This window comes from Cohnella zeiphila, from assembly GCF_014212055.1.
In the GTDB taxonomy this organism is placed as follows: domain Bacteria; phylum Bacillota; class Bacilli; order Paenibacillales; family Paenibacillaceae; genus Cohnella; species Cohnella zeiphila.
In genome coordinates this window covers 16,726-40,059 of sequence record NZ_JACJVO010000033.1, presented here as the reverse complement: position 1 = coordinate 40,059, position 23,334 = coordinate 16,726, and the positions used below count along the sequence as shown (strand labels likewise).

Sequence of the window (23,334 nt, the reverse complement as noted above, 5' to 3'; positions counted from 1 at the left end):
AATGGCACAAATTCAGCAGAATTTCAATAACTCTGGTGAATGGTTACAAACATTGCCAACTGCTTTATCAACCTTATAGGCCCACATTTTGTCCGCCTCGTATGGTCTGAGCAAAGTTAAGAGTAACTCCTTGTTTTGGTTGCCCTTGTCTAGCCAAATGTCAACATCGTTATGGTTTAAGATGACATGCATCCAATCGTGTATATCGGCCATTAGTTCATTCGGTATTGTCGTAATGATGGTACAAGTGCTTAATTTATCTCCGCTATCTGGATAGACCCATGTATCGTAGGGCTTGGCAATCTCCTGACAAAAGATCAAATTAACTCTTTACTATCAAGCAGCCTCCCGTTTTGCACATCCTGATCAGGCTGTTGATCTGCAAGAAGTACTCGAGGATTTAAAAATCACGAAACCGCAAATTCAACCATTCGCTGCCTCTGGAATAATCGACGCCGGCGGAATTGGATTTGAGTCTTACTCACGCGATGCAGCCTTTTTTAGAGCCCAGGCGCATGTTTTTAATTTAGTTCCCTTGACTACGATCGACCAAATCGCCGGATACGTGGAAGGCTTCCGACAACTATCACTCGATTTTCCAACTTCCTATGTTGTCATGTTCAATGAGTTCTACGATGCAAGAAATGTTGGCTTTGGAAACACAAAGGAACTTGACCCTAAGTCGATTGGACACTTAGGCTTAATTGCAAAAATGACGATTAGTGGAGTAGTAAAAGTCGGTAACGATACGAGGAGTCTTACAAACACAATTGTTAGTAACACAGATGGAACATTTATCAACGGCTGATAACTCGAAGTGAATCCCAACAATCTAATAAAAGGAATCGTCTTATTTTAGACGGTTCCTTTTTCCTATCTTGCCCTTAATATCTCTTTTATTATACTTGAACGACTGACGTTTTCTCAACTAACTGGCTGGATAATGGAGTAGTACTGCAGAATTTTAAAATACAATCGAGGTGGATTAAATAAACAACGTAATACCGATAATTGCGAGCTTTTCGGGAGCATTCTGTTGCATCACTGCGGCGATTACTAAGGATACTCTCGTTTTTTTGTCGGTTTTCGCTTCAGTCAAAAAGTTACAAAAAAAAAGTAAAATAAGTAGAACTCGGTGTGAATCGGACTTGTTACAATAGGTTGGACGCGGTGTGCGACACCCCGGAATTTAACAAAGGAAGTGAGCGTTCGTGCCCAACCGCCGCAACCTGCTGTCGGTCGGACTTTATCCCAAGATCGTATTGGTATTCATGGCTGCCCTTCTGCCCGTTCTGATGATCGGTTCGATGATTGTGGTCAACGGAGAAAAAGCGTTCCGGCGCGAAATCAACATGTCGCTCTCTTCACGCATTCATTTTTACATTACAGAATTGAACACGGCTTTCGATTATATCGCCAATCTGAAGCGGGAATACATTTTCGATCAAGACATCCAGAAATTCAACGCCCTTTCCTCGATTATGAGCGATTACGACCGGCGCGTGGGCGTGCTCGACATTGAGAAGAAGATGCTGACGTTGAAATCTTCAAACGCTTACATTGCGGATGCCGGCTTATACCTCATGTCCGAGCATAAGGTCATTTACTCGAATCGGATCGCTTACCATATCAGCGAGCAGGATGCGGCTGTCAACAATTTGTTGAATCGCCAGACGGCTCCGGTATTTCAATGGAACGGGCAGTTGATGATGGCCGAACGCTTTCCGGAAGGAACGTACGACAACGGAAGCTTGCCGGCTTATTGGCTTGAGATCGTGCTTGATCGAGGGAAAATCGAGTCCACGCTGGCACAGATGCTGACGGAAAGCGGCGGCAACGCGATTCTGTCCGATATGGACGGTGAGTGGCGTGTGTCCGGCAACGAAGTAGACGATCGCTTCGAGCGTCATATGACGGAATTATATAAAGGAAATGCCGAAATGACCGGTCAGCGGGTCGTCACCGTCGACGGGCGGCATTATATCGCGGCATACGAACGGTCTCCGAAGGCGAACATTGCGCTCACGCTTTACCTGCCGGAAGAGATCGTGCTTAAACCGCTTGCGGTCTACCAAATGTGGTTCCGCATTTTTATCGCCACAGCCATCGCTATCATCTTCTTGTTCGCCTATTGGATTTACTTGTTCCTGCAACGGCCTCTCCAACGGCTTGTCCGCGCGTTTCGGAAAGTAAGCGAAGGCGCGTTCGACGTGCAGCTGAAGTCGCGCAACCGCGACGAGATCGCCTATTTCTATGAGCAGTTCAATCGGATGATGGACACGATCCAAGCGCTCATTCGCGACGTTTACGAGGAAAGCATTCGTTCGCAGCGAGCGGAGCTGAAGCATCTGCAGGCGCAGATCAATCCCCATTTTCTGTACAACACTTATTATCGGCTGCACAGGATGGCTCAGGACGAGGACACCGACAATATCAAACGCTATACCCAGTTGCTCGGCGACTATTTAAAATACATCGCGAGAAATGCGCAGGAGGAGGCGACGCTGCGGATGGAAGTCGATCATGCCCGAACGTATGCGGATATTTTGAAGATGCGGTTCCGCGACAATCTGACGGTGCGATGGGGAGCGCTGCCGGCCGAAGCGGAGCATATTCCGGTGCCGCGGCTGATCGTGCAGCCCATTGTGGAGAACGCTTTCATTCATGGGCTGGAAGAGCTGGATGGTCATGGCATTTTGCAATTTTCGGCCGCAGCCGAAGCGAAGGGACTGACGCTGGTCGTTGAAGACAACGGCGATCGGCTGACGGACGAACAATTAAGCGAGCTGGCAGGACAGCTGCGCAATAGGAAGGACTGGAGCGAGACGACCGGTCTATTCAACGTGCACGGACGCCTAGTTCTGAAGTTTGGCCCCCCGTTTGGGCTGCGGCTTTCCCGCAGCAGGCTGGGTGGGCTGCGCGTGGAAATTCACTTGCCTATCGACGAGGAGGTCGAATCATGAACAGATTGCTGATCGTGGATAACGAAGATTACGTCGTCGAAGGGCTGGTCGATGTAATGCGGAGGCTTTCTTATCTCGATTTGGAAGTCATCGGCGCTTACTCCGCCAAGGAAGCACTGGAATGGCTGAAGCGCACGAAGATCGATATTGTTATCTCCGACATTCGCATGCCGGGAATGGACGGGTTGACCTTGCAGCGCGAAATCGTACGTTATTGGCCGCGCTGCAAGGTCATCTTTCTGTCCGGCTTCAATGAATTCGATTACGCCCAGACGGCAATTCGGGGCGGAGCGGTCGATTATGTGTTGAAGACGGACGGAGATGAACGGCTGGTCGCGGCCGTAGAGAAGGCGATCGAGCGGCTGAGGGACGAGATCGAGTTCGACCAGCTCATCGTCAAGTCGAAAAATCAGATGCGGCTGGCGTCCGAAGCGCTGCAGCAAGATTTTGTCCGCCAAATGCTGCACGGGGAGCGAATCGAACGGGACGAGCTGGAGCGGCAGTTCGCCAATCTGGGGATTCCGCTGCGGCCGTGGGCGCCCGTGCTGGCGGTTGTCGGACGCGTCGACGACGGGATGGACCATCTCTCTTATTACGAACGCTATCTGCTTTTGTACTCCATTCGCAACATCGCGGGGGAGTATTTGGATACGGCGGTCAGCCAAATGTCGGTTCCGACGGATCGCTTTCATATCGTCTGGGTCGCGCAGCCGAAGGGGCTCCATCCGGACAGTTCTCCACGGATGCGGGACGATATGTGGCGCATTGCGGCCAGCTTCGTGCAGGGTGCGTTCGAATTGATTCAGAGCGCTTGCAAGGATCTGATCAAGCTCGAACTGTCCGTTCTGATCGCGGACAGCCCCGTGGACTGGGACGGGCTGAGCCGCAAATTCGTCTCGCTCAAGGCAAACATGCTGCGGGGGCTTGGTTCCGGGCGCGGTCTGCTGATGGTCGATCAGACGATGTCCGGTGACGGCATAGCCGGTTTGTTCCGCGATTCGGCAGCCTGGATTGGCAGCCTGGCGTCGATGCTAGAGAACAGCCGACGGGAACCGTTCCTGGTCCTGCTGAACGAAATGCTCGAGCAGGGCGATGCCGAGAGCCAAGAGAAGCACTATTTTATGGCAGCCTCGGTGCTGCTGTCCTTTCACACGAAGGAGATGCGTCTGGACGGCACGGGAGAACGCTGGGACGTCGCGCGCCTCATCCATCCCGATCCCGCGCATTCGCCCGAGGAGGCCATAACCTACCTGAGGCGCTGCGGCGAATCGGTATTCGACTTCCGGGAGCGATCCCGAGGCGAGAGCGAGAACGAACTGATGACCAAAGTCAAAAAATATATTGCCGATCACCTGTCCGACGAGCTGTCGCTGACCGGTATCGCGGAGGATGTCGGCCACAATTCCTCCTATTTATCGCGCTTGTTCAAGCAAAAAAATGGAATCGGCGTCGCCGAGTATATTACGGAATGCCGCATTCGACTCGCCAAGGAGCTGCTGGCCGATTCGGACCGACGCATTCAGGAGATTGCGTCGCTGACAGGCTTCGCGTCGGTACAATACTTCTACCGCGTGTTCAAGAAAGCGACGGGCATGACGCCGCACGAATGGCGCGAGCGGTCATGTAGCCGTTGACAGAGCGGGCGCAGTGCAAGCAAGAAGGTGCAAGCGAAAGTAAAATCATTGGAATGGAGAGGCGCTTTGCGGCGTTGCTATAATCGGCTTGTGTCATGAAAGCGCTATTGATAACGCCATTCATTCAAGGGGGAGAGTCCGTGTTCGGAAGAAAGAGTGGATTATCGTTGTTGACGGTTCTGCTGGCGTCGTGTGCGCTTGCCGCATGCAGCGACGGAGAATCAACCGGCGGAACGAGTTCGCCTGCCGCATCGACCGCAAGCGGCGGGGAGTCATCGGGCGGAACGAAGACGGGAGAAGCGTCAGGCGCTCCTTTCGGAAAGTTCGAACCGCCGATCGCACTGACATCGGTCATGGGGACTGCAGGCTGGGCGACGTTCCCGGACGGGGAGACATGGGACAACGACAACCGCTGGATGAAGCTGATTCGCGAGCAGCTCGGCATCAATGTGAAATGGAATTGGCTCGTCGACTCCACGCAGTACGACAACAAGGTAAACGTATCGATCGCCTCCGGCGACATTCCCGATCTGATGCTCGTCTCCAAGAAGCAGCTCAACCAGCTTGTGGACGCAGATATGGTGGAGGACCTGACGGCCGCGTTCGATAACAATGCGATGCCTTATTTAAAAGAGCAGGTGGCCGACGCACTCGCGCCGGCGCAACAGATGGCGACGTACGATGGCAAGTTGATGGCGCTGCCGCAGTACGGCGGAGATCCCCGCGATTCGCTCGTCACGCTATACATCCGTTCCGATTGGCTGAGTAAGCTCAATCTGCAGGCGCCGAAGACGATCGACGAGCTCGTCCAAGTGGCCGACGCTTTCGTTCATCAAGATCCGGACGGCGACGGCAAGGCGAATACGCTCGGCCTCGGCATTCTGAGCGCCACGATGGGCGGAGGCTCAATGGGCGGCTTCCTGAACGGGTATCATGCCTATCCTGACATCTGGGTGGAGGATGGCACAGGCAAGCTGATGTACGGCAGCACGGCTCCGGAAATGAAGGCGGCGCTCGGCAGGCTTCAGACCATGTACAAGGATGGCCTGATCGACCGGGAGTTCGGCACGAAGGATTACAACCAACTCAAGGAGGACGTCGTCTCCGGCAAGCTGGGCATGTTCTACGGCACGATCTCGGAGTCGGCCCTGATCGCGGCGGATCTGATCAAGAAGGACCCTGGCGCTTCCTGGGTCGCGGTGGCTCTTCCTTCGGTCGACGATACGCCGGCCAAGCCGAGCGTCGGCGTCTCCGTCTCCGGCTTCTACGTGGTGAAGAAGGGTTACGATCATCCCGAGGCGGCGGTTCGGTTAATGAACCTGTTCATCCAGAAGGTGTACGGGGAGGACAAGGAAGGGACGAACGGCGATAACAAGAACTATGCCTGGGTCGACAACGCCAAGTATGCGATGCACATCCTGTCGCCGGTGCAGGGCTATATCAAGGATTACAATTATCAGTTGGTTCGGGACGCGCTGGCCGCGAGTGATCCTTCCGGCCTGAACGAGAGCCTGAAGGAGACGTATGACCTCGTCAAGTCGACGGACGGGTCCGATCCGGAAAAATGGCAGCAGTGGTGGATTCATCAGCCGGCGGTCAGCCCGTTCGAGGTGCGCGACAAGTATGAGCTGCAGCCGGACGGGGTGGTGATCGACAAGTATTTCGGAGGTTCCACCAAGACGATGGACGAGAAGATGTCCACGCTGATGACGATGGAGAACGAAACGTTCGTCAAAATCATTATGAACTCGGCGCCGCTGGACGAATTCGACAAATACGTGGCGAACTGGAAGAAACTCGGCGGCGATCAAATTACGCAGGAAGTCAACCAGTGGTACGCTGCCAACCATTAACTGCCGCAACGGTTCGCTGTCAGGCTGCGGACGGATGCAAGGGCGTCCGGACCGCCGCCTGGCGGCGCAGGAGGTGAGATCAACCCGTGAGACGCTGGTGGGAACGGGAAAATGCCAATCATATCATGCTGCTGCCGGGCGTCCTGTTTCTGTTGCTGTTCTGCTACATTCCGATGCTCGGCATTGTCATCTCCTTCCAGACGTATTACCCGACCAAGGGATTTCTTCATTCCGATTGGGTTGGTCTGGCCAATTTCCGCTATATCTTCGATTTGCCGGATTTCCGACGCGTGTTGTGGAATACGCTCTTCATCGCGACAATGAAGATCGTACTGAATCTGATCGTGCCGATCACCACGGCGCTGCTGCTGAACGAGGTTCGCAGCCGCCTGTTCAAACGATCGGTACAGACGCTTGTTTATTTGCCTTACTTCCTGTCCTGGGTCATTCTCGCCGGCATTCTGATGGATGTGCTGTCGCTCGACGGCATCGTCAATCGGATGCTCGAAGGAATCGGCCTGAAGGCTGTCTATTTTCTCGGCGACAACGCCTGGTTCCCGTGGACGCTCATCTTCTCGGACACGTGGAAGCAATTCGGCTTCGACACGATCATCTACATGGCGGCGCTTACCGGCATCAATCCGACGCTGTACGAAGCGGCCGTAATTGACGGGGCGAGCCGTTGGAAGCAGACGATGCACATTACCCTGCCCGGCATGGCGCCGATCATCGTGCTGATGGTGACGCTCAGCCTCGGAAATGTGCTCAACGCCGGCTTCGATCAAGTGTTCAACCTGTACAGCGCCCCGGTGCTGGAGAGCGGAGACATCATCGACACGATGATCTACCGGATCGGACTGCAGGATTACCAGTTCAGCGTATCGGCGGCGCTCGGCCTGTTCAAATCGTTGATCTCTTTTATTCTGATCTCTGTGTCGTACGGACTGGCGTACCGCTTCGCCAACTACAGAATTTTCTGATGGGAGCTGCAGGCAGATGATGAGAACGACATCCTGGAGCAGAAGAAGCTTCGAGATCGCCAATTACGCGCTGCTGACGGTGCTTGCGGCGCTCTGCTTCCTCCCGATCGTGCATGTGCTGTCGCTGTCCTTAAGCTCAAGGGTGGAGGTGGAGGCCGGCAGCGTGCTGTTCTGGCCGCGCCAGTTCACGTGGGCTTCCTACGAATATGTCGCATCGCAGGGGCAGTTCTTTCGTTCGATGGGCATTACGCTGGAGCGCGTGACGCTCGGTACCGTACTCAATCTCGCGCTGACGCTGCTGTGCGCATATCCGCTGGCCAAGGAAGCGCGGGAGTTCCGGCTGCGCACCGTCTATGTCTGGTATTTCGTCTTCACCATACTGTTCGGCGGCGGGCTTATTCCCTGGTATTTGACGATCAAAAATCTCGGTCTGCTCAATTCAATTTGGGCGCTCGTGCTGCCTGGGGCGGTGCCGGTATTCAACATCATTCTGCTGCTCAATTTCTTTCGCCGGCTGCCGAAGGAGCTTAGCGAATCGGCGCGGATCGACGGAGCAGGAGATTGGCGGATTCTACTGAATCTATTCATTCCGCTATCGACGCCCGCTCTGGCGACGATTACGCTGTTTACGGTCGTCGGGCATTGGAACGCATGGTTCGACGGGCTGCTGCTGATGAACAACCCGCACCGCTATCCCCTGTCGAGCTATTTGCAGACGGTGATCACGATGCCGGATCTGTCCAAGTTCACCGATCCGGAGACGGCGAGACTTTACAACCGAATCTCGGACCGGACGACACGCGCCGCCCAGGTGTTCGTCGGCATGCTGCCGATTCTGCTCGCGTACCCGTTCCTGCAGCGGTACTTTATTCACGGCATCGTGCTGGGCAGCGTGAAGGAATAAACGAACGACTCCAACTCCTAAAGGGTGTGAAACGATGAGAGCTCGGAAAATGCGCATCGCCTGCTTGCTTTCTCTGACGCTGCTGTTCGTTTTGCCGAATCTCGGTATCTCCCCGGTAAACGCAGCCGACGGGGAGCTCGCGCCGACCTCAAACATGAGGACGGTCGGACAATTTACGCCTTATACGGTCATTGAGGATTTCGAATCGGACGCATCGATTGCGGGCTGGCAAGCGGGTGAGAACGTGTCGGAAGTGAGCCTGGCTTCTTCGGCGTGGGACGTGTTCTTCCCGTACGAAGGCAGCCGTTTCCTGGCCATCAAGAGCAACCCGAACCTGCAAAACAACGTGTGGAGAACCGCGAGCAAAACCTTCGACACGCCGCTCGATCTGTCCGGATCGCGGTACTTGATGATGGCATACAACAATTTCGGCTATTTGCCGAACGATGATCCTTATTACGCGCGTCTGAAAGTGTACAGCGGGGATTCTTCCATCGAAGGCATCGTACGCGTCTACAACAACCAATGGAACAAAATCGGAATCGACCTGAGCGGATGGGAGGGCCGCGGCGCGATCGATAAGCTCGAAGTCGGCTTTATCCATGATTACGACCGCGCCGACCACCCGGAGGATACGCTTCCTAATTGGCCGACGGCAGAGTTCTATATCGACTACATTCATGCGGCCAATGTGCTTGATTGGCAATTCTCTTATGACGGAGATTCGGAGGGCTGGCGGTTTAGCGATTCCATCGCTTCGCCGACGGTGGCGGCCGGCCGGCTATCGTTCGAGGTGACGGGGCCGGATCCGATGCTGACCTCAGCGCCGATCAGGTTGGACGCGGCCGAGAACAACGTCGTGACGCTGAAGCTGCGCAACGGCACGGCAAGTACGTCCGGCAGGCTCTATTGGACTACGGAAGATGACGGGCAATACGATAGCGCGAAAATGCAAGCGTTCGATTTGAAGGCGAATGACGGTGGGGATAGCGCGTATTCGATTCGGCTCATCGGCAATCCCCGCTGGACTGGGCGCATAACCGGGCTTCGCCTGCAGCTGGCGGAAGGCGACGCCGGAACGGGGGCGGTTGCGCTGGACGGCATCGATTTCTCCAAGCAGGATCGCCCGGATTACGAATACATTGGCACCGTTGCGGATGTTCGCGCCGATGCGCAAACGGTGACGGTGACCGGATCGATCGGGGAGGATGCGGCGATTCCAGCGGACGCTCAGTTGCAGCTGTATGAGCTTGCCCCGTACCAATACGAGCCGGATGTCGCGGGCTTGACACCGGCGGGCACGATGCAGCTGCAGGCAGGGGAGCGAACATTCTCGTTCCAATTGGATCGATTCGACGGAACGAGAGACCGGTATTTTTCCAAATATTCGGTCGCTGTTCATGAGCAGGACGGCAGCGGCGGGGAGCAGTTCCAATTCGTGGACTGGCCGAAATCGGTTACGGATGTCGCCTTCCCGGCCGCCCATTCGTTTCCTTATCCGGAAGCGCAGTCGAAGAAAGGCCTGAACGTGCAAATGACGGATGACGCCGAAGAGCTCGGTGTCAGTCACGCCACAGTCACGGTCGTCGTAAACGGCCTAATGTACAAGGACGACGTAGACCCTGCCAACGCCATCGCGTTCGAGCAGGGAGGGCAAACCTACTATTTTCACAAAGACGCCGTGGAAGAGCTGGACCGGCATATCAAGTCGCTGTCGGACAACGGCACGCTCGTTTACCTCGTTCTGATTCTGTACGACGCGGACGATCCGAACGGTTCGACGAACGTGCTCATTCACCCGGATGCGGCGCGCGGACAAGGAACGGTGTACGCATTCAATACGGCGAATGAAGAAGGGGTCCGGTATTTTACGGCGGCCATCGGCTTCCTGGCCGACCGCTACACGCAAGACGACGAACGCTACGGAAGAGCAATGGGCTATATCGTCGGCAATGAGGTCGATTCCGCCTGGCAGTGGCAGAATATGGGTGACAAGACGGTCGACCAGTTCATGGAGCAGTACGAACGGACCGTGAGGCTGGCTTACCTGGCCGTCCGCCAATATTCCGACAGCGCCAGAGTGTATATCTCGCTCGACAACGCCTGGAACGAGCCTTATTTTTCAAGCGATCCGACTCGTTATTACAAGGGCAAGGACATCGTCGATCTCATGAACACTCTATCCAAGCAGGGAGGAGACTTTCCCTGGAACGTTGCTTACCATTCTTATCCGGAAGATATGCTGGATCCCCGAACCTGGAACGATCATGAGCATGTGACGGAGGACTTCGACTCTCCCAAAATCACGTTCAAAAACTTGGATGTCCTGGACCGGTATATGGGGCAGGAAGCGTTGAAGATTCACGGAGAACGCAGGCGAATTATCTTGTCCGAGCAAGGCTTTCAAACGCAGGCCGATACGCCGGAAGCGGAGCAGGTTCAGGCCGCCGGCTATGCCTATGCGTATTACAAAGCGCGGTTTCTGGACGGCATTGACGCATTCATCCTGTTCAATCAGCTCGATATTCCTTCCGCGGGATTGAACATGGGGCTGTGGACGCAAGATCCGAGTTTGGCGGGATTCGTCGCCCAGGACAAGAAGTTCATCTACGATGTCTTTCGGGATATCGATACCGACCGCTCACTGGAAGCGACCGCGTTCGCCAAGCCGATTATCGGAATCTCCGATTGGAGCGAGGTCATTCCGAATTTCGACGCTTCCCGGCTGTCGCAGCGAATGCCGCCGCAACAGGTGCCCATATCGATCAATAAACGGGCGCCGAAGCTCGTTCAAGGCGACGGCTTCGAGGACGGCGCGGACGGCTGGACGATCGCGGACAACGCGGTATCCGCCCGACAGACCGCATCCGACGCGTACCAGGGGTCCGGATCGCTGCAGGTTGACTTCGCGAAGCTGATCCAGCTGACGTTCGTCGGGCTGGAGAAGCTGTGGAAAGGGGCGGAGAAGACGTTCGACTCGCCGGTCGACGCGTCCGAAACCCCCAACTTGAATTTGGCGGTTAAGCTGACGGATCCGCTGGTCGGCCAACCGTACTACGTGAAGGTGAAAGCCTTCAGCGGGACGCAAGTCGCCGAGGGCGTCGTCCAGATCGACGCGGCAAAAGGGTGGAATGCGCTGTCGGTCGATCTAAGCGATTGGGAAGGCGTCGGGTCCATCGACCGCATCAAGGTGTGGACACGAAAGACGACCAGCGAAAGCTGGAACGGATCGCTGCTGATCGACGAGGTCGGATTTTCGAAGAAAAACGAAGCCGTAGGCGGCCAGGCGAATCTCGAGATGGCGGTAACGTCCGATATGACGAATGTGGAAGCAGGCGCTTATTTCACCGTCGAGGTGACCAATCATGACGCCAAGGAACTGTCGGGGGAAATCGCTGTCGAGCCGATCGGGAATCTGAGCTTCGACAGCAGCAAATTGAAGCTGAGCAAGCTGGGCACGGGTGATGGGCAGCGGTTCAGGCTGCGGGTCGCCTCGTACGATCCGCAGCAAGGCGGAGCGTACGGGATCCGTTTCCGATACCGCAACACGGTACAAGAGACCTTATTCCGCGTGGGGGATTCGGAGGAGGCTGCGAATGTGGAGACGACATCGATGGCGCCCTTTTGGCAAGGAGATACGGTGGTAAACGAATCCGTACTCATGGTCGATCAAGGGGATGGGCTTCCGGAAGGCAGATTCATGTATCCTCCGACCGAGATCGTATCGGTGAAGAATGCCAGGTTGGATACGGAGTATGAGGAAGGCGTCGACTGGACGTTCGAAGACGGTGCGTTCCGGCTGACGGCGCAGTCGCGCATTCCCTATATGACAGAGGACGAGATGGTTTTGCCGGAATACATTCCGAACGAAAGCATGCCGAGACTTGGCGGCGGCGCCGTCCTCTACCGGGAAGGCTCCTTCTTCCACGACCGGCAGATCGTCATTACCTATAAGCATGTCGGCGCGTGGAACGGCCCTGTGCCGAAGTTCGATGAGGCGAGTCTGCCCAAGACCATCGGCAAATTGCGCGCCGGCGCGCCGGTCAAGCTGGCTTTGTACGGAGACAGCATCTCGGTAGGCGCCAATGCCAGCGGCTATACCGGCGTACCGCCTTACTTACCGATCTGGGGGCGGATGACCGCGAATGCACTCGAACGCTATTATCATACCGATATCACATTCGTGAATCCTTCCGTCGGCGGGACAACGTCGACTTGGGGCAAAGATCATGCCGCCGCGCTCGTTGCCTCCGAGCATCCGGATCTCGTCATCATCGCTTTCGGCATGAACGACGGCTCTGGCACCGGCATCGGAGACGGAGTAAGACCTTCCGTCTTCAAGGAGAACATTCGGTCGATCATCGACACCGTCCGTGCGGTCAATCCAGCCGCTGAATTCATTCTCGTAGGTACGACGCTTCCGAACCCCGAGACGTTCTTCCTGGACCAGCAACCCTATTATAACGCAGCGCTGAACGAGCTGGCTTCCGGGATGGAGGGGGTCGCCGCCGCAAACCTGACCGGCGTTCACGCCGAGCTTCTGAAAACGAAAAGCTTCGGCGACATGACCGGAAACAACATCAATCATCCAAACGATTTTCTGTCCCGCTGGTATGCGCAGTTTGTATTCGGCATGCTGGCTGACCGTCCCGGCAGAAATGCCGGCTGATGACATGCGATAATCAAGGAGGGACTGGCATTGAATAAAACGCAATATTCTGTGATTTTGTCCAATGTAGGCAGCTGTTCGGACCGATTTTTGACGGAAGGCTACGATCGGCCATATGCATTGAGCGAGCTGTTCGAGCGGGTGGCGCAAATCCCGCAGGTGACCGGCGTCGAGTTGGTCGGCACGTGGCATGTGACGGAGAGCAACGTGAAGGAGCTGAAAGAATACCTGGAGCGGTACGGGCTTCAGCTCGTGTCGATCATTCCCGATCACTTCGGTCAGATGAAATGGAAATACGGCAGCTTCGCCGCCAAGGATCGGGCCGTTCGCCAGCAGGCTGTCGCGCATGCGAAAGAGATGATTGACGCCGCGGTAGAGCTCGGCGGCGATCTCATCTCGCTGTGGCCGGGTCAGGACGGGTATGACTACTTGTTCCAGGCCGATTACATTCAGGAGCGCGACTGGTTTGCGGAAGGGGTCAAGGAGGTTTGCCGTTATCGCCCGGACGTGCGAGTCAGTCTGGAGTATAAGCCGAAGGAGCCGCGCACCCACTGCTACTTGAGCACGGCTGCGAACGCGCTGCTAATTACGCAGGAGGTCGGTACGGACAACGTGGGGGTGACGATCGACTTCGGCCACGCGCTGAACGCTTACGAGACGCCCGCCGAATCGGTCGCGCTGCTAAAGAAGCATGGCAACAAGCTGTTCCATGTGCACATGAACGACAATTTCCGACACTGGGACGACGATATGATCGTCGGAAGCGTGCACACGATCGAGTCGCTTGAATTTTTCTACTGGCTGAAGCGGACGGCTTATTCGGGATGGCTGTCGATCGATCAATATCCGTATCGCGAAGACGGATTGGAGGCTGTTCACGAAGGGGTCCGCGCGATGGAAGCGTTCGGGCATGTCGTTGACTCGCTTCCGGCGGAGAAGGTGGAGCGGCTTATTCGTGAAGGGCGCTCTCCGGAGACTGCCGCCTTCTTGCGCGAATGCCTGCTTCGCGTCTGAGCGCAGCAGTAATCGGAAGGAGAACGTTATCGTCATGCTGACCATCCATACGTTGACAACAGATGATGAAATCAATCCGATCGGAACGGAAACGCGCCGACCCGCGTTCGGCTGGCGGCTGGTGACGGCCGAGTCGGTACGGAATGTTCGGCAGAGCGCGTACCGATTGATCGTCGCCAGCAGTCTTGAAAGCTTGATGCGGGACGAGGGAGATATCTGGGATACTGGACGGGTGGCTTCCGACCGGTCGCAATACATCGCGTACGAGGGGCCGGTGCCGGAATCCGCCGCGCGCTATTACTGGAAGGTGAAGGTGTGGGACCGGGACGGTCAAGAAAGTCCATGGAGCAATGAAGCCTATTGGGAGACCGGGTTGTTGGACGAACGGGAGTGGGAGGCAAAGTGGATTGCCGCGCCTTTTTCGCGACCGCCGGAGCCGGAGCCCGACCTACTAAGAGGCGAAGCATTGGTATGGGATGGTGAGAACGCGGAAGACGGCAGGAATCGGCTGTTCCGGCTTGTCTTCGATTGTGGGCCGAACCCGCCGGCTCAGGCCAAGCTGCATGTGCTAGCCACCGATTCGCTGCGCATTTGGGTAAACGGTAGCAGTGAAGGGCTGTTCTATCCTTACTTGCAGACAGTTGTGCTCGATATCGCTGCGCTGCTCGTTCCGGGCGATAACGTCCTGGCAATGATCGCGGACGGAGAGAAGCAAGGGTTTGTCGCGATGCTGTCGCTGGCTTGGGCAGACGGTACCGTGCGGACGCTTGGAACCGATGCGGGCTGGCGAGTGTTCGATCGGGAGGAGGAAGGCTGGAAGATGCCGGCCTTCGATGATCGTCATTGGCGCGAGCCGAAGTCGAACGGGCGAGTCGGCAACGGGGAATGGGAGCATTACAAGCGAATTCTCTATCCGGTCAACGTCGGATACGGTCCGCTTCCCGTATTCGGCTCCACGCTGCGCATCGCCAAGCCGGTGCGGCGAGCACGCCTGTACGTGTCGGCGCTGGGTCTATATGTCTGCACGCTTAACGGGCAGCGTGTCAACGGCGATGTGCTGGCGCCGGGCTGGATGGATTACCGCGTTCGCATTCCTTACCGCACGTACGATATCGCCGCTTGTTTACGCCGCGGCGACAACCGGCTGGAAGCGATCGTCGGTCCTGGCTGGTACGCTGGCCATCTCGGCATTTGCGGCCCGTTCCATTACGGGAGCACGGTCGCGTTTCGGGCCGAGCTGCGAATCGAATACGAGGACGGGTTGCAGGAACGGTGGGGAACCGACGAGAGCTGGCAGGCGGCGGAAAGTCCGGTCCTCTCGGCCGACCTGTACATGGGCGAGACGTACGACGCCCGGCTGGAGCGCAAGGAGCGCCGCTGGCAGCCCGCCATCGTGCCGGATCAGCTTTCGGGCGGCCGGATGACCGCTGCGCAAGGGCCTGCCATTGTCCGGGCCCGGGAGCTGCCTCCGAAGTCGGTTGTACGCGTCGATGCCACGACCTATCTGGTCGACTTCGGCCAAAACATGACGGGCTGGCTGCGGCTGACATCGCGAGGACCGTCGGGAACTCGCATCCGCATTCGTTATGCGGAGCGGCTCGGTGCCGACGGGCGGCTGTACATGGACAATCTGCGCACGGCCAAACAGACCGACATTTATCTAATGAGCGGCGAGGGGAAGGAGACCTACGAGCCCTCGTTCACCTATCACGGCTTTCAGTATGCCGAGATTGAAGGCTATCCGGGCGAGTTAGACGCTGGGGCGCTGACAGGCATCGTCATCCATTCTGATGCGGCGGAGGTGGGCGAATTGGAGGCATCGCATCCGCTGCTGAACCGGCTCTTATCCAACATTCGCTGGAGCCAGCGCGGCAATTTTATCGGCATCCCGCTCGACTGTCCGCAACGCGACGAACGGCTCGGATGGACGGGCGATGCCCACGCGTTCGCCCGCACGGCCACCTACAACATGAACGCCGCCAGCTTCTATCGCAAATGGCTGACGGATATCCGGGACGCGCAGCGGGACGACGGGGCTTATCCGAACGTCGCGCCGGATGTCGTGCATTTTGGAGCGGGACACGTTTTTTTCGGCGACTGCGGCGTCATTTTGCCCTGGACAATGTACCGCGTCTACGGGGATGTCAGGTTCATTCTCGAAAACTACGAAGCAATGAAGAAGTGGATTCAATATCTGGAGAACGACAGCGATGACGAAGGTATCCGTCGAACGGAAAGCTTCGGCGATCATCTGGCGTTCGGCGCCGAGACGCCCAAGAAGTTCATCAATCTGGCTTTTTTCGCTTACAGCGTCAAGCTGATGGCGCAGATGGCGGACACGATCGGGGAGACGGCCGACGGCGAGACGTACGGCCGCTTGCTGGAGAAACTACGGATCGCTTTCCAGAACCATTTCATGACGGCCGACGGCCATGTCGCATGCCGCACGCAGACGGCCTACGTGCTAGCGCTCATGATCGGTCTGCTCACCGCAGAACAGGAGCCCGCCGCGGTGCGAGACCTTGTGGACAATATCCGGGACAATGGCTGGCATTTGACGACGGGCTTTATGGGAGTCAGCTATATTTTGGAGGTGCTGTCCCGGTTCGGTGAGACGGACGCAGCGTTTCGCCTGCTGCTGCAGGAGGAATTTCCAAGCTGGCTTTATCCGGTGCGCAACGGCGCGACGACAATCTGGGAGCGGTGGGACGGTTGGAGCGCGGAACGCGGGTTCCAGGACCCGGAGATGAATTCGTTCAACCACTATGCGCTAGGCTCCGTTGGGGAATGGCTGTATCGGCGTCTGGCCGGTATCGATCTCCGCGAGGACGGGGCGGGGTTTCAATCGTTCCTCATACGTCCGCAGCCTGGAGGAGGTATCGGCAGGGTCCGGTGCCGGTACGAGACGCTTTACGGACCGATTGCCGTTGGCTGGAGGGAGGAGGCAGGCGCCTTTACGCTGGAGGCGGACATTCCCGCCAATTCGAACGCCGAAGTAGCCGTTCCTTGCCGCTCAGGCTGTCGGGTCGAGGCGGACGGGATGCCCGTCGAGCCGGGCAGCGAAGGGAACGGGTGGTCGTTCCTGCGCCGGGAAGGCGAGGCTGTATGGCTGGTGGTCGGTTCCGGCCGCTACCAATTCAGAACGATACCTGTCGCGGGCGACGAGAGAGGATGAATGTGGAAATGAACGTCGGAGAAAACGACGCAACGGATCGGAAGCCGGACAAAGCGCTTCCGCCAGTAAACGAAGATAGGCGTGGCGGGATGGAATCGAGCGAAGCGCGCTGGATCTGGTATCCAGGCGACTACGAGCATTGGCTGAACGCCAAAGCTTCCGTGCTGAGGCAGTATCGGGGATATGTCTGTCCGCCGGTATGGCGCCTGGATACCGCTTATTCGAATGTGATGTTCCGGCGTTCGTTCGAACTCGAACAGCCGGAGGTACTGACACTAACCGTGCAGGGCGACTTTATCGCACATTTGGACGGCAGCATGGAGCCGGTGCCGTGCGAGCGTCGGTCGCCCGCGGCGATCTTATTACCGGTGGGCCGACACGAGCTGACGGTCAAGGTTGTGAACGATGCCGCGCTGCCCGCCATCTATGCGGAGAGCGAGCATTGCGGCACCGGCAGCGGCTGGGAGGTGACATGCTTCGACGGCCGGTGGGTGCCGGCGGCGTCTTGGGCAAAGCTGAACCGGGCATCACGGCCGCCTGCGGCGTTCCCGTTCGAATACGAGACCGTATGCCCGGCGTCCGTCTTCGAGCGAGAGGGCAAGACAATCTTGGACTTCGGACGCGAGACGTTCGGTCATTTGTCGTTCAAAGCGCTGCAAGGGACGGGTGTCCTGCGCTTGCATTACGGCGAATCACTGGAGGAAGCGATGGCCGGAGAGCGGGCGGAGACGACAGATGAGCTGGTCGTCTCCGGGGACGCCCCTTGTGATGTCCAAACGGCGGTTGCCCGCGCGTTCCGATACGTGCAGTTAGCCGCGGACGATGGCATCTCGTGGCGGGAGGCGCTGCACGAATACGAATTTTTGCCGATGAAGGAGAGAGGCGCGTTCCGCTGCTCCGACGAGCTGCTGAACCGGATTTGGGACGTTTCGGCTTATACGCTGCGGATCAACATGCGGGAATTTCTGTACGATGGGATGAAGCGGGACCGGTGGGTGTGGAGCGGTGACGCCAATCTCGGTTTTTTGATCAACCATTATTCGTACTTCGAGCAGGATGTGACGCGGAGAACGCTGATCGCCTTGCGAGGCAAGGACCCGGTCCGTATTCATATCAACACGATTATGGATTATACATTCTACTGGTTCCTTAGCCTGTCCGACTATTATATGTATACCGGCGATTTGGACTTCATTCGAAGCCGCTACACCGACATGCTGTCGCTGGCGGAGTTCTGCCTTGGCCGCCGCAATAGCGAAGGGATGATGGAGGGTTTCCCTGAGGATTGGGTTTTCGTGGACTGGGCGGACATGGAACGCCGCGGCGAGCTCTGCTTCGAACAGCTCATGTTCTGCCGTTCGCTGGAGACGGTGGCCGAATTCGCCCAGCTGCTGAACGATTCGGCGACTGCGGATCGGTTCGCCGGACTAGCAGAAGACTTGCGCGAACAGATTTTGCATCTGTTCTGGGACGAGAATCAGAGCGCCTTGATTCATGGCCGGCTGGCTGGCGAGAAAATCGAACGGCTGTTAAAGTATCCGAACATGTTCGCCCTTCGCTTCGGTTATCTTGACGAGCAGCGAAAGGAATCCGTCAAGCGAAACGTGCTTCTTAACCGGGATGTGCCGGCCATTAAGACGCCGTTTATGCGCTTCTTCGAGCTGGAAGCGCTGTGCGAGGTGGGTGAGCGGCTCTATGTGCTTGACGAGATGCGCCGCTATTGGGGGGGGATGCTGGCTCTTGGCGCGACGACGTTCTGGGAGGAGTACGATCCGAGCCTGTCGCCCGAGCTGCAGTACGACATGTATGGCGACAAGTACCGCAAGAGCCTGTGTCACGCCTGGGGAGCCGCGCCAATTTATTTGCTTGGCAAATTCTTGCTCGGCGTACGGCCTGAAGCGCCCGGTTATAAGCGTTACCGGATCGAGCCGTTTCTCGGCGATCTCGAATGGATGGAAGGGGAGGTTCCGACGCCCGATGGCGAGGTCAAGGTCCGCGTGACCCGATCGGACATCGTCATCACAACGCCGGACGCCGGCGTCGGCACGCTGCGCTTTCCGTGCGCGGGAGCGCCCTTTTGCGAAGAAGGGGAGCTTGTTCCTGTCGGCAGCGGGTACTACGAACTGGAACTAACGAAGTCGGCCCATACGTACCGGATTGCTTTCTGAACACGTGATAAGTAAGAAAACCCTATCTTGATTTTTTTCAAATCAACCACCCCCAACCATTCGGCTGGGACACTTCAGAGTGTGGGAGAAGGAAAACGCCCGTCAATGCAAGGAGAACACCTTGACGGGCTTTCTTGTGATCTTCTAAGGTCTTCTCTTGCGTAGACTTATCGCACTTTCCTCTTGAACACGTAGTGTTCCAGAATCTGCGCAGGCTGGCTGCTATAACAGCCCTTAATTCACCCAAAAGACATCCCCAAAATCAATCGTATGTTGAATTTCAAAACCTTTACCGCGATCATTGAGAGATTTCAACAAGTCGTCAATTGAGTCAAAACGAGCATGATCCTTTCTTGAGAATATTGGACCAGACCGTAGCTAATTAGTTTACTGCTGCGAATAAGTCTGCGTTCGATTCCACGATTCGTTAACGCACTAAAGATTCCTTTATATAACCACACAGATTACTATCATAATCGTTGGAATTACAATATGGTTGATCAGTTGGATTTTTCGCAATCACAAAATCGATTGAGCATGCAAAAGGAACTAGCCGATAAAGCCGGGACGATTCAGGCCCGAATGTCTAAGATCGAAGCTGGCGACGAAGGGATTAAGACGGGAACTCTGTGGAAGGTATTTTCAAGCGCTTGGTTTAAAAATAAATGAGCCGCTTTCCGGAATAGACATCGAGCAAAAGAAAACCGCATCTAATAAAGGCTGTAATAGAAAACAACTAAAGATCTAAATGAAAATAAAACGCCATTGACCAATTTTTGGTTAATGGCGTTTTTGCGTTTTTATTAACCCAGGTTCTTAATAGCAAAATCGGCTTCTTCTTTTGTGAATTTTTCACCGTATTTTTGATGTAGCGTTGAGCCTGGGAATGCCTGAGTGGCAAACCAAGATTGAAGAATCCATTAATTTGTTTTTTATTTGACACCGGACGAATCTCATGAGAACATAATTCCAGGCATTATTTTGAACGATGTTCATAATGTGGAACTACTTATCGTTGAGAGAGCCATTAATACAACCATTCGAATGGGAGTGGCGCGTAAGATTCCTCGAAAATCTCATTTACAGAAAGCGCTAAGGAGGGACAGAGCATGAAGAAAGTGGTAAAAGTTGACGTATTCAGGAATACATTCGATCCTGTATCTAAGCAGGAACCAGCGATATGGGCAGTTTGCCATCTGACGAATGTGCTTCGCAGCCGGAAGGTAGAGACAATCGCGCACGATGGGATTGACGGTTTCGGCAATGATCAGGATGGACTTCAAATTGTGATAACCGGCTTATCCTCGGCTTCGAAACTGCCGGGATGGTCAGACGCAGGATTGAACGTTCCCGTAGAAGCAGAGTCATTTGGAATTGCAAACACAAATATAACATTGAATAGCGTCCCTACCGTTTTCGCTGTCGGAAGCGATGTTCGCGGTCTTGTCTATGCGGTGTTGGAGCTCGCCGATATCGCAAAGCATGCGGAAGACCCGGTCGAAGCTTTGCAATCTATTCAGTCGATAGTCGAGAAGCCGACTAATCCGGTACGCCGCATCACTCGCCTGTTCACCAGCGAACCGGAAGATAAACCATGGTTCTATGATCCTCAATTTTGGGACGAATATTTAACGGAGCTGGCCACGCATCGATTCAATCAATTTACCTTCAGTGTGGGCGCAGGCTACGATTATCTCATTGATCGTGTCGTACTGGACACTTACTTTTGTTTCTTCTATCCCTTCGTGCTTTCCGTTCCCGGATATTCTGTTGAAGTGGAGGGGCTATCGGCGGATGAAAGAGAGCGAAACCTGGCGATGATTCGGTATATCGGACAGCAGGCTAAGCTTCGCGGCCTGGATTTCCGCCTTGGTTTGTGGAATCACGCATACGATTACGGACCGAATAACACAAATAAAAAGTATCGGATCTCGGGACTAAACGCGCAAAATCATGCGCAGTACTGCCGTGACGCCTTGGCGCTGCTGCTTGAAACTTGCCCGGAGATTGAAGGCCTGACGTTTCGGGTCCATTTCGAAGGCGGCGTTCCCGAGCCCACTCATGAATTTTGGCGGGTGGTTATGGAAAAGGTGAAGGATGCCAAGAACTTAACTGACTTAGATTTTCATTCCAAGGGGGTCAATGATGAACTCTTGGAGATCACGGAAAAGACAGGCAAGCAGTTTATGTTGTCGACCAAATATTGGGCGGAACATATGGGGTTGCCTTATCATCAGGCATCAATCCGCCGAAAAGAATTTGTTCCGGGAACGGGGAAAGGCAAAATATCGCTTCATCCGCCGAGCACCGGGCATCACGACGGCAAAGCAAGGAGTGGGATGAGCACCACGTCTAAGCGAAGCTTTACTCGTTACGGCTATGCCGATTTTCTTCGTGGCGATCGCACCTATGGACTAATTCACCGGCTCTGGCCGGGTACGCAGCGCATCCTGCTGTGGGGCGATCCTGCAATGGCTGCCGGCTTTGGTCGATTTTCCGGCTTCTGCGGTTCACTTGGCGTCGAATGGTTTGAACCGCTTTCGTTCAAAGGGAAGAAAGGTTCAGGGACGATCGGGGGGCGTGAACTCTATGAAGACGAGGAGTTGAAGTTGGGCATTCGCGATTGGACCAAATTTCTGTATACCTATCGATTGTGGGGCAGGTTGTCCTACAATCCACAGTCGCATCCGGAAACGTGGCGACGTTATTTGCGCTCAAATCAAAGTTTTCTGAACTTTTAATGAAGCGGGAGTCGGTGTTGCATCTAAAATTGGATCCGAGCAGACCCGAGAGGTTTTATATGTTATAGACATATGTATAAAATACGGGTTTTGTGAAAAAGATATGCCAATAATATAAGCCAACGGTTTTAAAGCATTTCATTCGTATTCGGGCATTTACTTTTGAACCGTAAACCAAATATCCGTACACTGGCCCGTTTCAACGAGTCTTGTCTTCTTAAACATGATCAGCATTCCTTCAAGTTGTTCGAAAAGCCGCTGACCCTTGCCGATTTGCAATTCATTCACGTGGCCGGCTTTCAATAATTGCAGGCCGACGCTCGGTCCGTCAATAACCGGAACGTCTTTTTTCCGGAGGCTCGTTTGGCTTACTCACTAGCAGCTTCGACCGTTTGGACGAATGTAAAACGGATTCTGCCGTTTTTTTGGGTTTTCTCTCAGAAGCTCGCTCGATTGTAACAAAAATTGGAACCTGAAGCTCATGGGCATCGGCATAAGAATCAGGATCGATGTCCCCGAATTCAAAACGCACGTTCTCCTCTCTATTTTTCCGGCTTTGTTACGCCTTTCGCCAAATCGTGATTAGTCTCTGATTCATTCTAAACGGCAGTGCAAGCCTTTTCACTGGATCGGTTTTATAGTATCTTACTTTTTAAAGGAGGATGAAAATCTATGGTGAAACAACTGATCGTCGGAGACGCCACGCATGAGCTTGCCCTGACGCGAACTATTCTGGAGCGTTTGCCTAACGAGCATATGGCGTGGAAGCCGCACGAGAAATCGATGGCGCTGGGCGGGTTGGCCACGCATCTGATCAACATTCTGAACTGGCAAATCGCCATTTTTCTTTACCCGGAATTCGATCTTTCGACCGTGCCGCTTCGGCGGGAAGCCCTGGGAAGACGCGAAGACGTATTGGAGGAATTCGATGCGAACGTCGTCAAGCTGGAAAAGCTGTTAGCGGAATGCGACGAGAACACGCTCGGCGAGGAATGGACTTTGCGGAACGGCGAGCATCTCATCCTGCGCCAGCCGCGGGCGATCGCCCTTCGCTCTTTCGGCTTAAGCCACATGATTCATCACCGGGCGCAGCTCGGGGTTTATTTGAGGCTTCTCGATCTTCCGGTGCCGGGTCTCTATGGTCCCTCTGCCGACGATGAAGGCAAATAAACGATGACGTACCGAAAAGCCGCAGGTACCGTCATAACCGTCGATACCCTGCGGCTTTTTTCG

Annotated in this window: 13 protein-coding genes; 11 read left to right on the top strand and 2 right to left on the bottom strand. The window is 55.3% G+C overall.

Features of this window, described 5'->3' with window-relative positions:
* Nucleotides 1–12: 12 nt before the first annotated feature.
* Nucleotides 13–321: an SOS response-associated peptidase family protein gene (locus H7C18_RS26015; protein WP_185132048.1), complete on the bottom strand. Its 309-nt coding sequence runs from the start codon at nt 319–321 to the stop codon at nt 13–15.
* An 890-nt stretch (nt 322–1,211) separates the two neighbouring features.
* Between H7C18_RS26015 and H7C18_RS35850 the strand changes: the two genes are divergently transcribed.
* From H7C18_RS35850 to H7C18_RS25970, 9 genes are all read left to right on the top strand, one after another.
* Nucleotides 1,212–2,963 carry a histidine kinase gene (locus tag H7C18_RS35850; RefSeq protein ID WP_185132047.1) on the top strand — a complete coding sequence of 584 codons (1,752 nt, stop codon included), beginning with the start codon at nt 1,212–1,214 and terminating at the stop codon, nt 2,961–2,963.
* On the top strand, nt 2,960–4,597 hold the full coding sequence (locus H7C18_RS26005) for a response regulator transcription factor (RefSeq protein WP_185132046.1): 1,638 nt from the start codon (nt 2,960–2,962) through the stop codon (nt 4,595–4,597). Before H7C18_RS35850 ends, H7C18_RS26005 begins: the two co-directional genes overlap by 4 nt.
* Before the next feature lie 140 nt (nt 4,598–4,737).
* Nucleotides 4,738–6,450: a type 2 periplasmic-binding domain-containing protein gene (locus H7C18_RS26000; protein WP_185132045.1), complete on the top strand. Its 1,713-nt coding sequence runs from the start codon at nt 4,738–4,740 to the stop codon at nt 6,448–6,450.
* A 125-nt stretch (nt 6,451–6,575) separates the two neighbouring features.
* The gene (locus tag H7C18_RS25995; RefSeq protein ID WP_185132207.1) at nt 6,576–7,430 is read left to right on the top strand and encodes an ABC transporter permease; all 855 of its coding nucleotides are present in this window, start codon (nt 6,576–6,578) and stop codon (nt 7,428–7,430) included.
* Between the two features lie 16 nt (nt 7,431–7,446).
* Entirely contained in the window at nt 7,447–8,334 is an 888-nt protein-coding gene (locus tag H7C18_RS25990; RefSeq protein WP_420481888.1) for a carbohydrate ABC transporter permease, read from the top strand.
* A 34-nt stretch (nt 8,335–8,368) separates the two neighbouring features.
* A complete protein-coding gene (locus tag H7C18_RS25985) occupies nt 8,369–13,003 on the top strand; it encodes a DUF5722 domain-containing protein (RefSeq protein ID WP_185132044.1) in 4,635 nt (1,544 codons plus the stop codon).
* A gap of 30 nt (nt 13,004–13,033) precedes the next feature.
* Entirely contained in the window at nt 13,034–14,017 is a 984-nt protein-coding gene (locus tag H7C18_RS25980; protein ID WP_185132043.1) for a sugar phosphate isomerase/epimerase family protein, read from the top strand.
* 34 nt (nt 14,018–14,051) lie between these two features.
* A complete protein-coding gene (locus H7C18_RS25975; RefSeq protein WP_185132042.1) occupies nt 14,052–17,192 on the top strand; it encodes an alpha-L-rhamnosidase in 3,141 nt (1,046 codons plus the stop codon).
* An 8-nt stretch (nt 17,193–17,200) separates the two neighbouring features.
* On the top strand, nt 17,201–19,360 hold the full coding sequence (locus H7C18_RS25970; protein ID WP_185132041.1) for a family 78 glycoside hydrolase catalytic domain: 2,160 nt from the start codon (nt 17,201–17,203) through the stop codon (nt 19,358–19,360).
* Nucleotides 19,361–20,163: 803 nt separating this feature from the next.
* Here the strand turns inward: H7C18_RS25970 and H7C18_RS36120 are convergent.
* A complete protein-coding gene (locus H7C18_RS36120) occupies nt 20,164–20,277 on the bottom strand; it encodes an Ltp family lipoprotein (RefSeq protein ID WP_185132205.1) in 114 nt (37 codons plus the stop codon).
* A gap of 192 nt (nt 20,278–20,469) precedes the next feature.
* Between H7C18_RS36120 and H7C18_RS25960 the strand changes: the two genes are divergently transcribed.
* Together H7C18_RS25960 and H7C18_RS25955 are read left to right on the top strand one after the other, a co-directional pair.
* Complete coding sequence (locus H7C18_RS25960) at nt 20,470–22,101, top strand: hypothetical protein (protein ID WP_185132040.1); 1,632 nt, start codon at nt 20,470–20,472, stop codon at nt 22,099–22,101.
* A 672-nt stretch (nt 22,102–22,773) separates the two neighbouring features.
* Nucleotides 22,774–23,271: a DinB family protein gene (locus H7C18_RS25955; protein ID WP_185132039.1), complete on the top strand. Its 498-nt coding sequence runs from the start codon at nt 22,774–22,776 to the stop codon at nt 23,269–23,271.
* The last annotated feature ends 63 nt before the right edge of the window (nt 23,272–23,334 follow it).

Bases quoted from the DNA above. Each gene is read 5' to 3' on its own strand.
- H7C18_RS26005 (WP_185132046.1), top strand. From the start codon at position 2,960: ATGAACAGATTGCTGATCGTGGATAACGAAGATTACGTCGTCGAAGGG.
- H7C18_RS25995 (WP_185132207.1), top strand. From the start codon at position 6,576: ATGCTGCTGCCGGGCGTCCTGTTTCTGTTGCTGTTCTGCTACATTCCG.
- H7C18_RS25990 (WP_420481888.1), top strand. From the start codon at position 7,447: ATGATGAGAACGACATCCTGGAGCAGAAGAAGCTTCGAGATCGCCAAT.
- H7C18_RS25985 (WP_185132044.1), top strand. From the start codon at position 8,369: ATGAGAGCTCGGAAAATGCGCATCGCCTGCTTGCTTTCTCTGACGCTG.
- H7C18_RS25975 (WP_185132042.1), top strand. From the start codon at position 14,052: ATGCTGACCATCCATACGTTGACAACAGATGATGAAATCAATCCGATC.
- H7C18_RS25970 (WP_185132041.1), top strand. From the start codon at position 17,201: ATGAACGTCGGAGAAAACGACGCAACGGATCGGAAGCCGGACAAAGCG.
- H7C18_RS25960 (WP_185132040.1), top strand. From the start codon at position 20,470: ATGAAGAAAGTGGTAAAAGTTGACGTATTCAGGAATACATTCGATCCT.
- H7C18_RS25955 (WP_185132039.1), top strand. From the start codon at position 22,774: ATGGTGAAACAACTGATCGTCGGAGACGCCACGCATGAGCTTGCCCTG.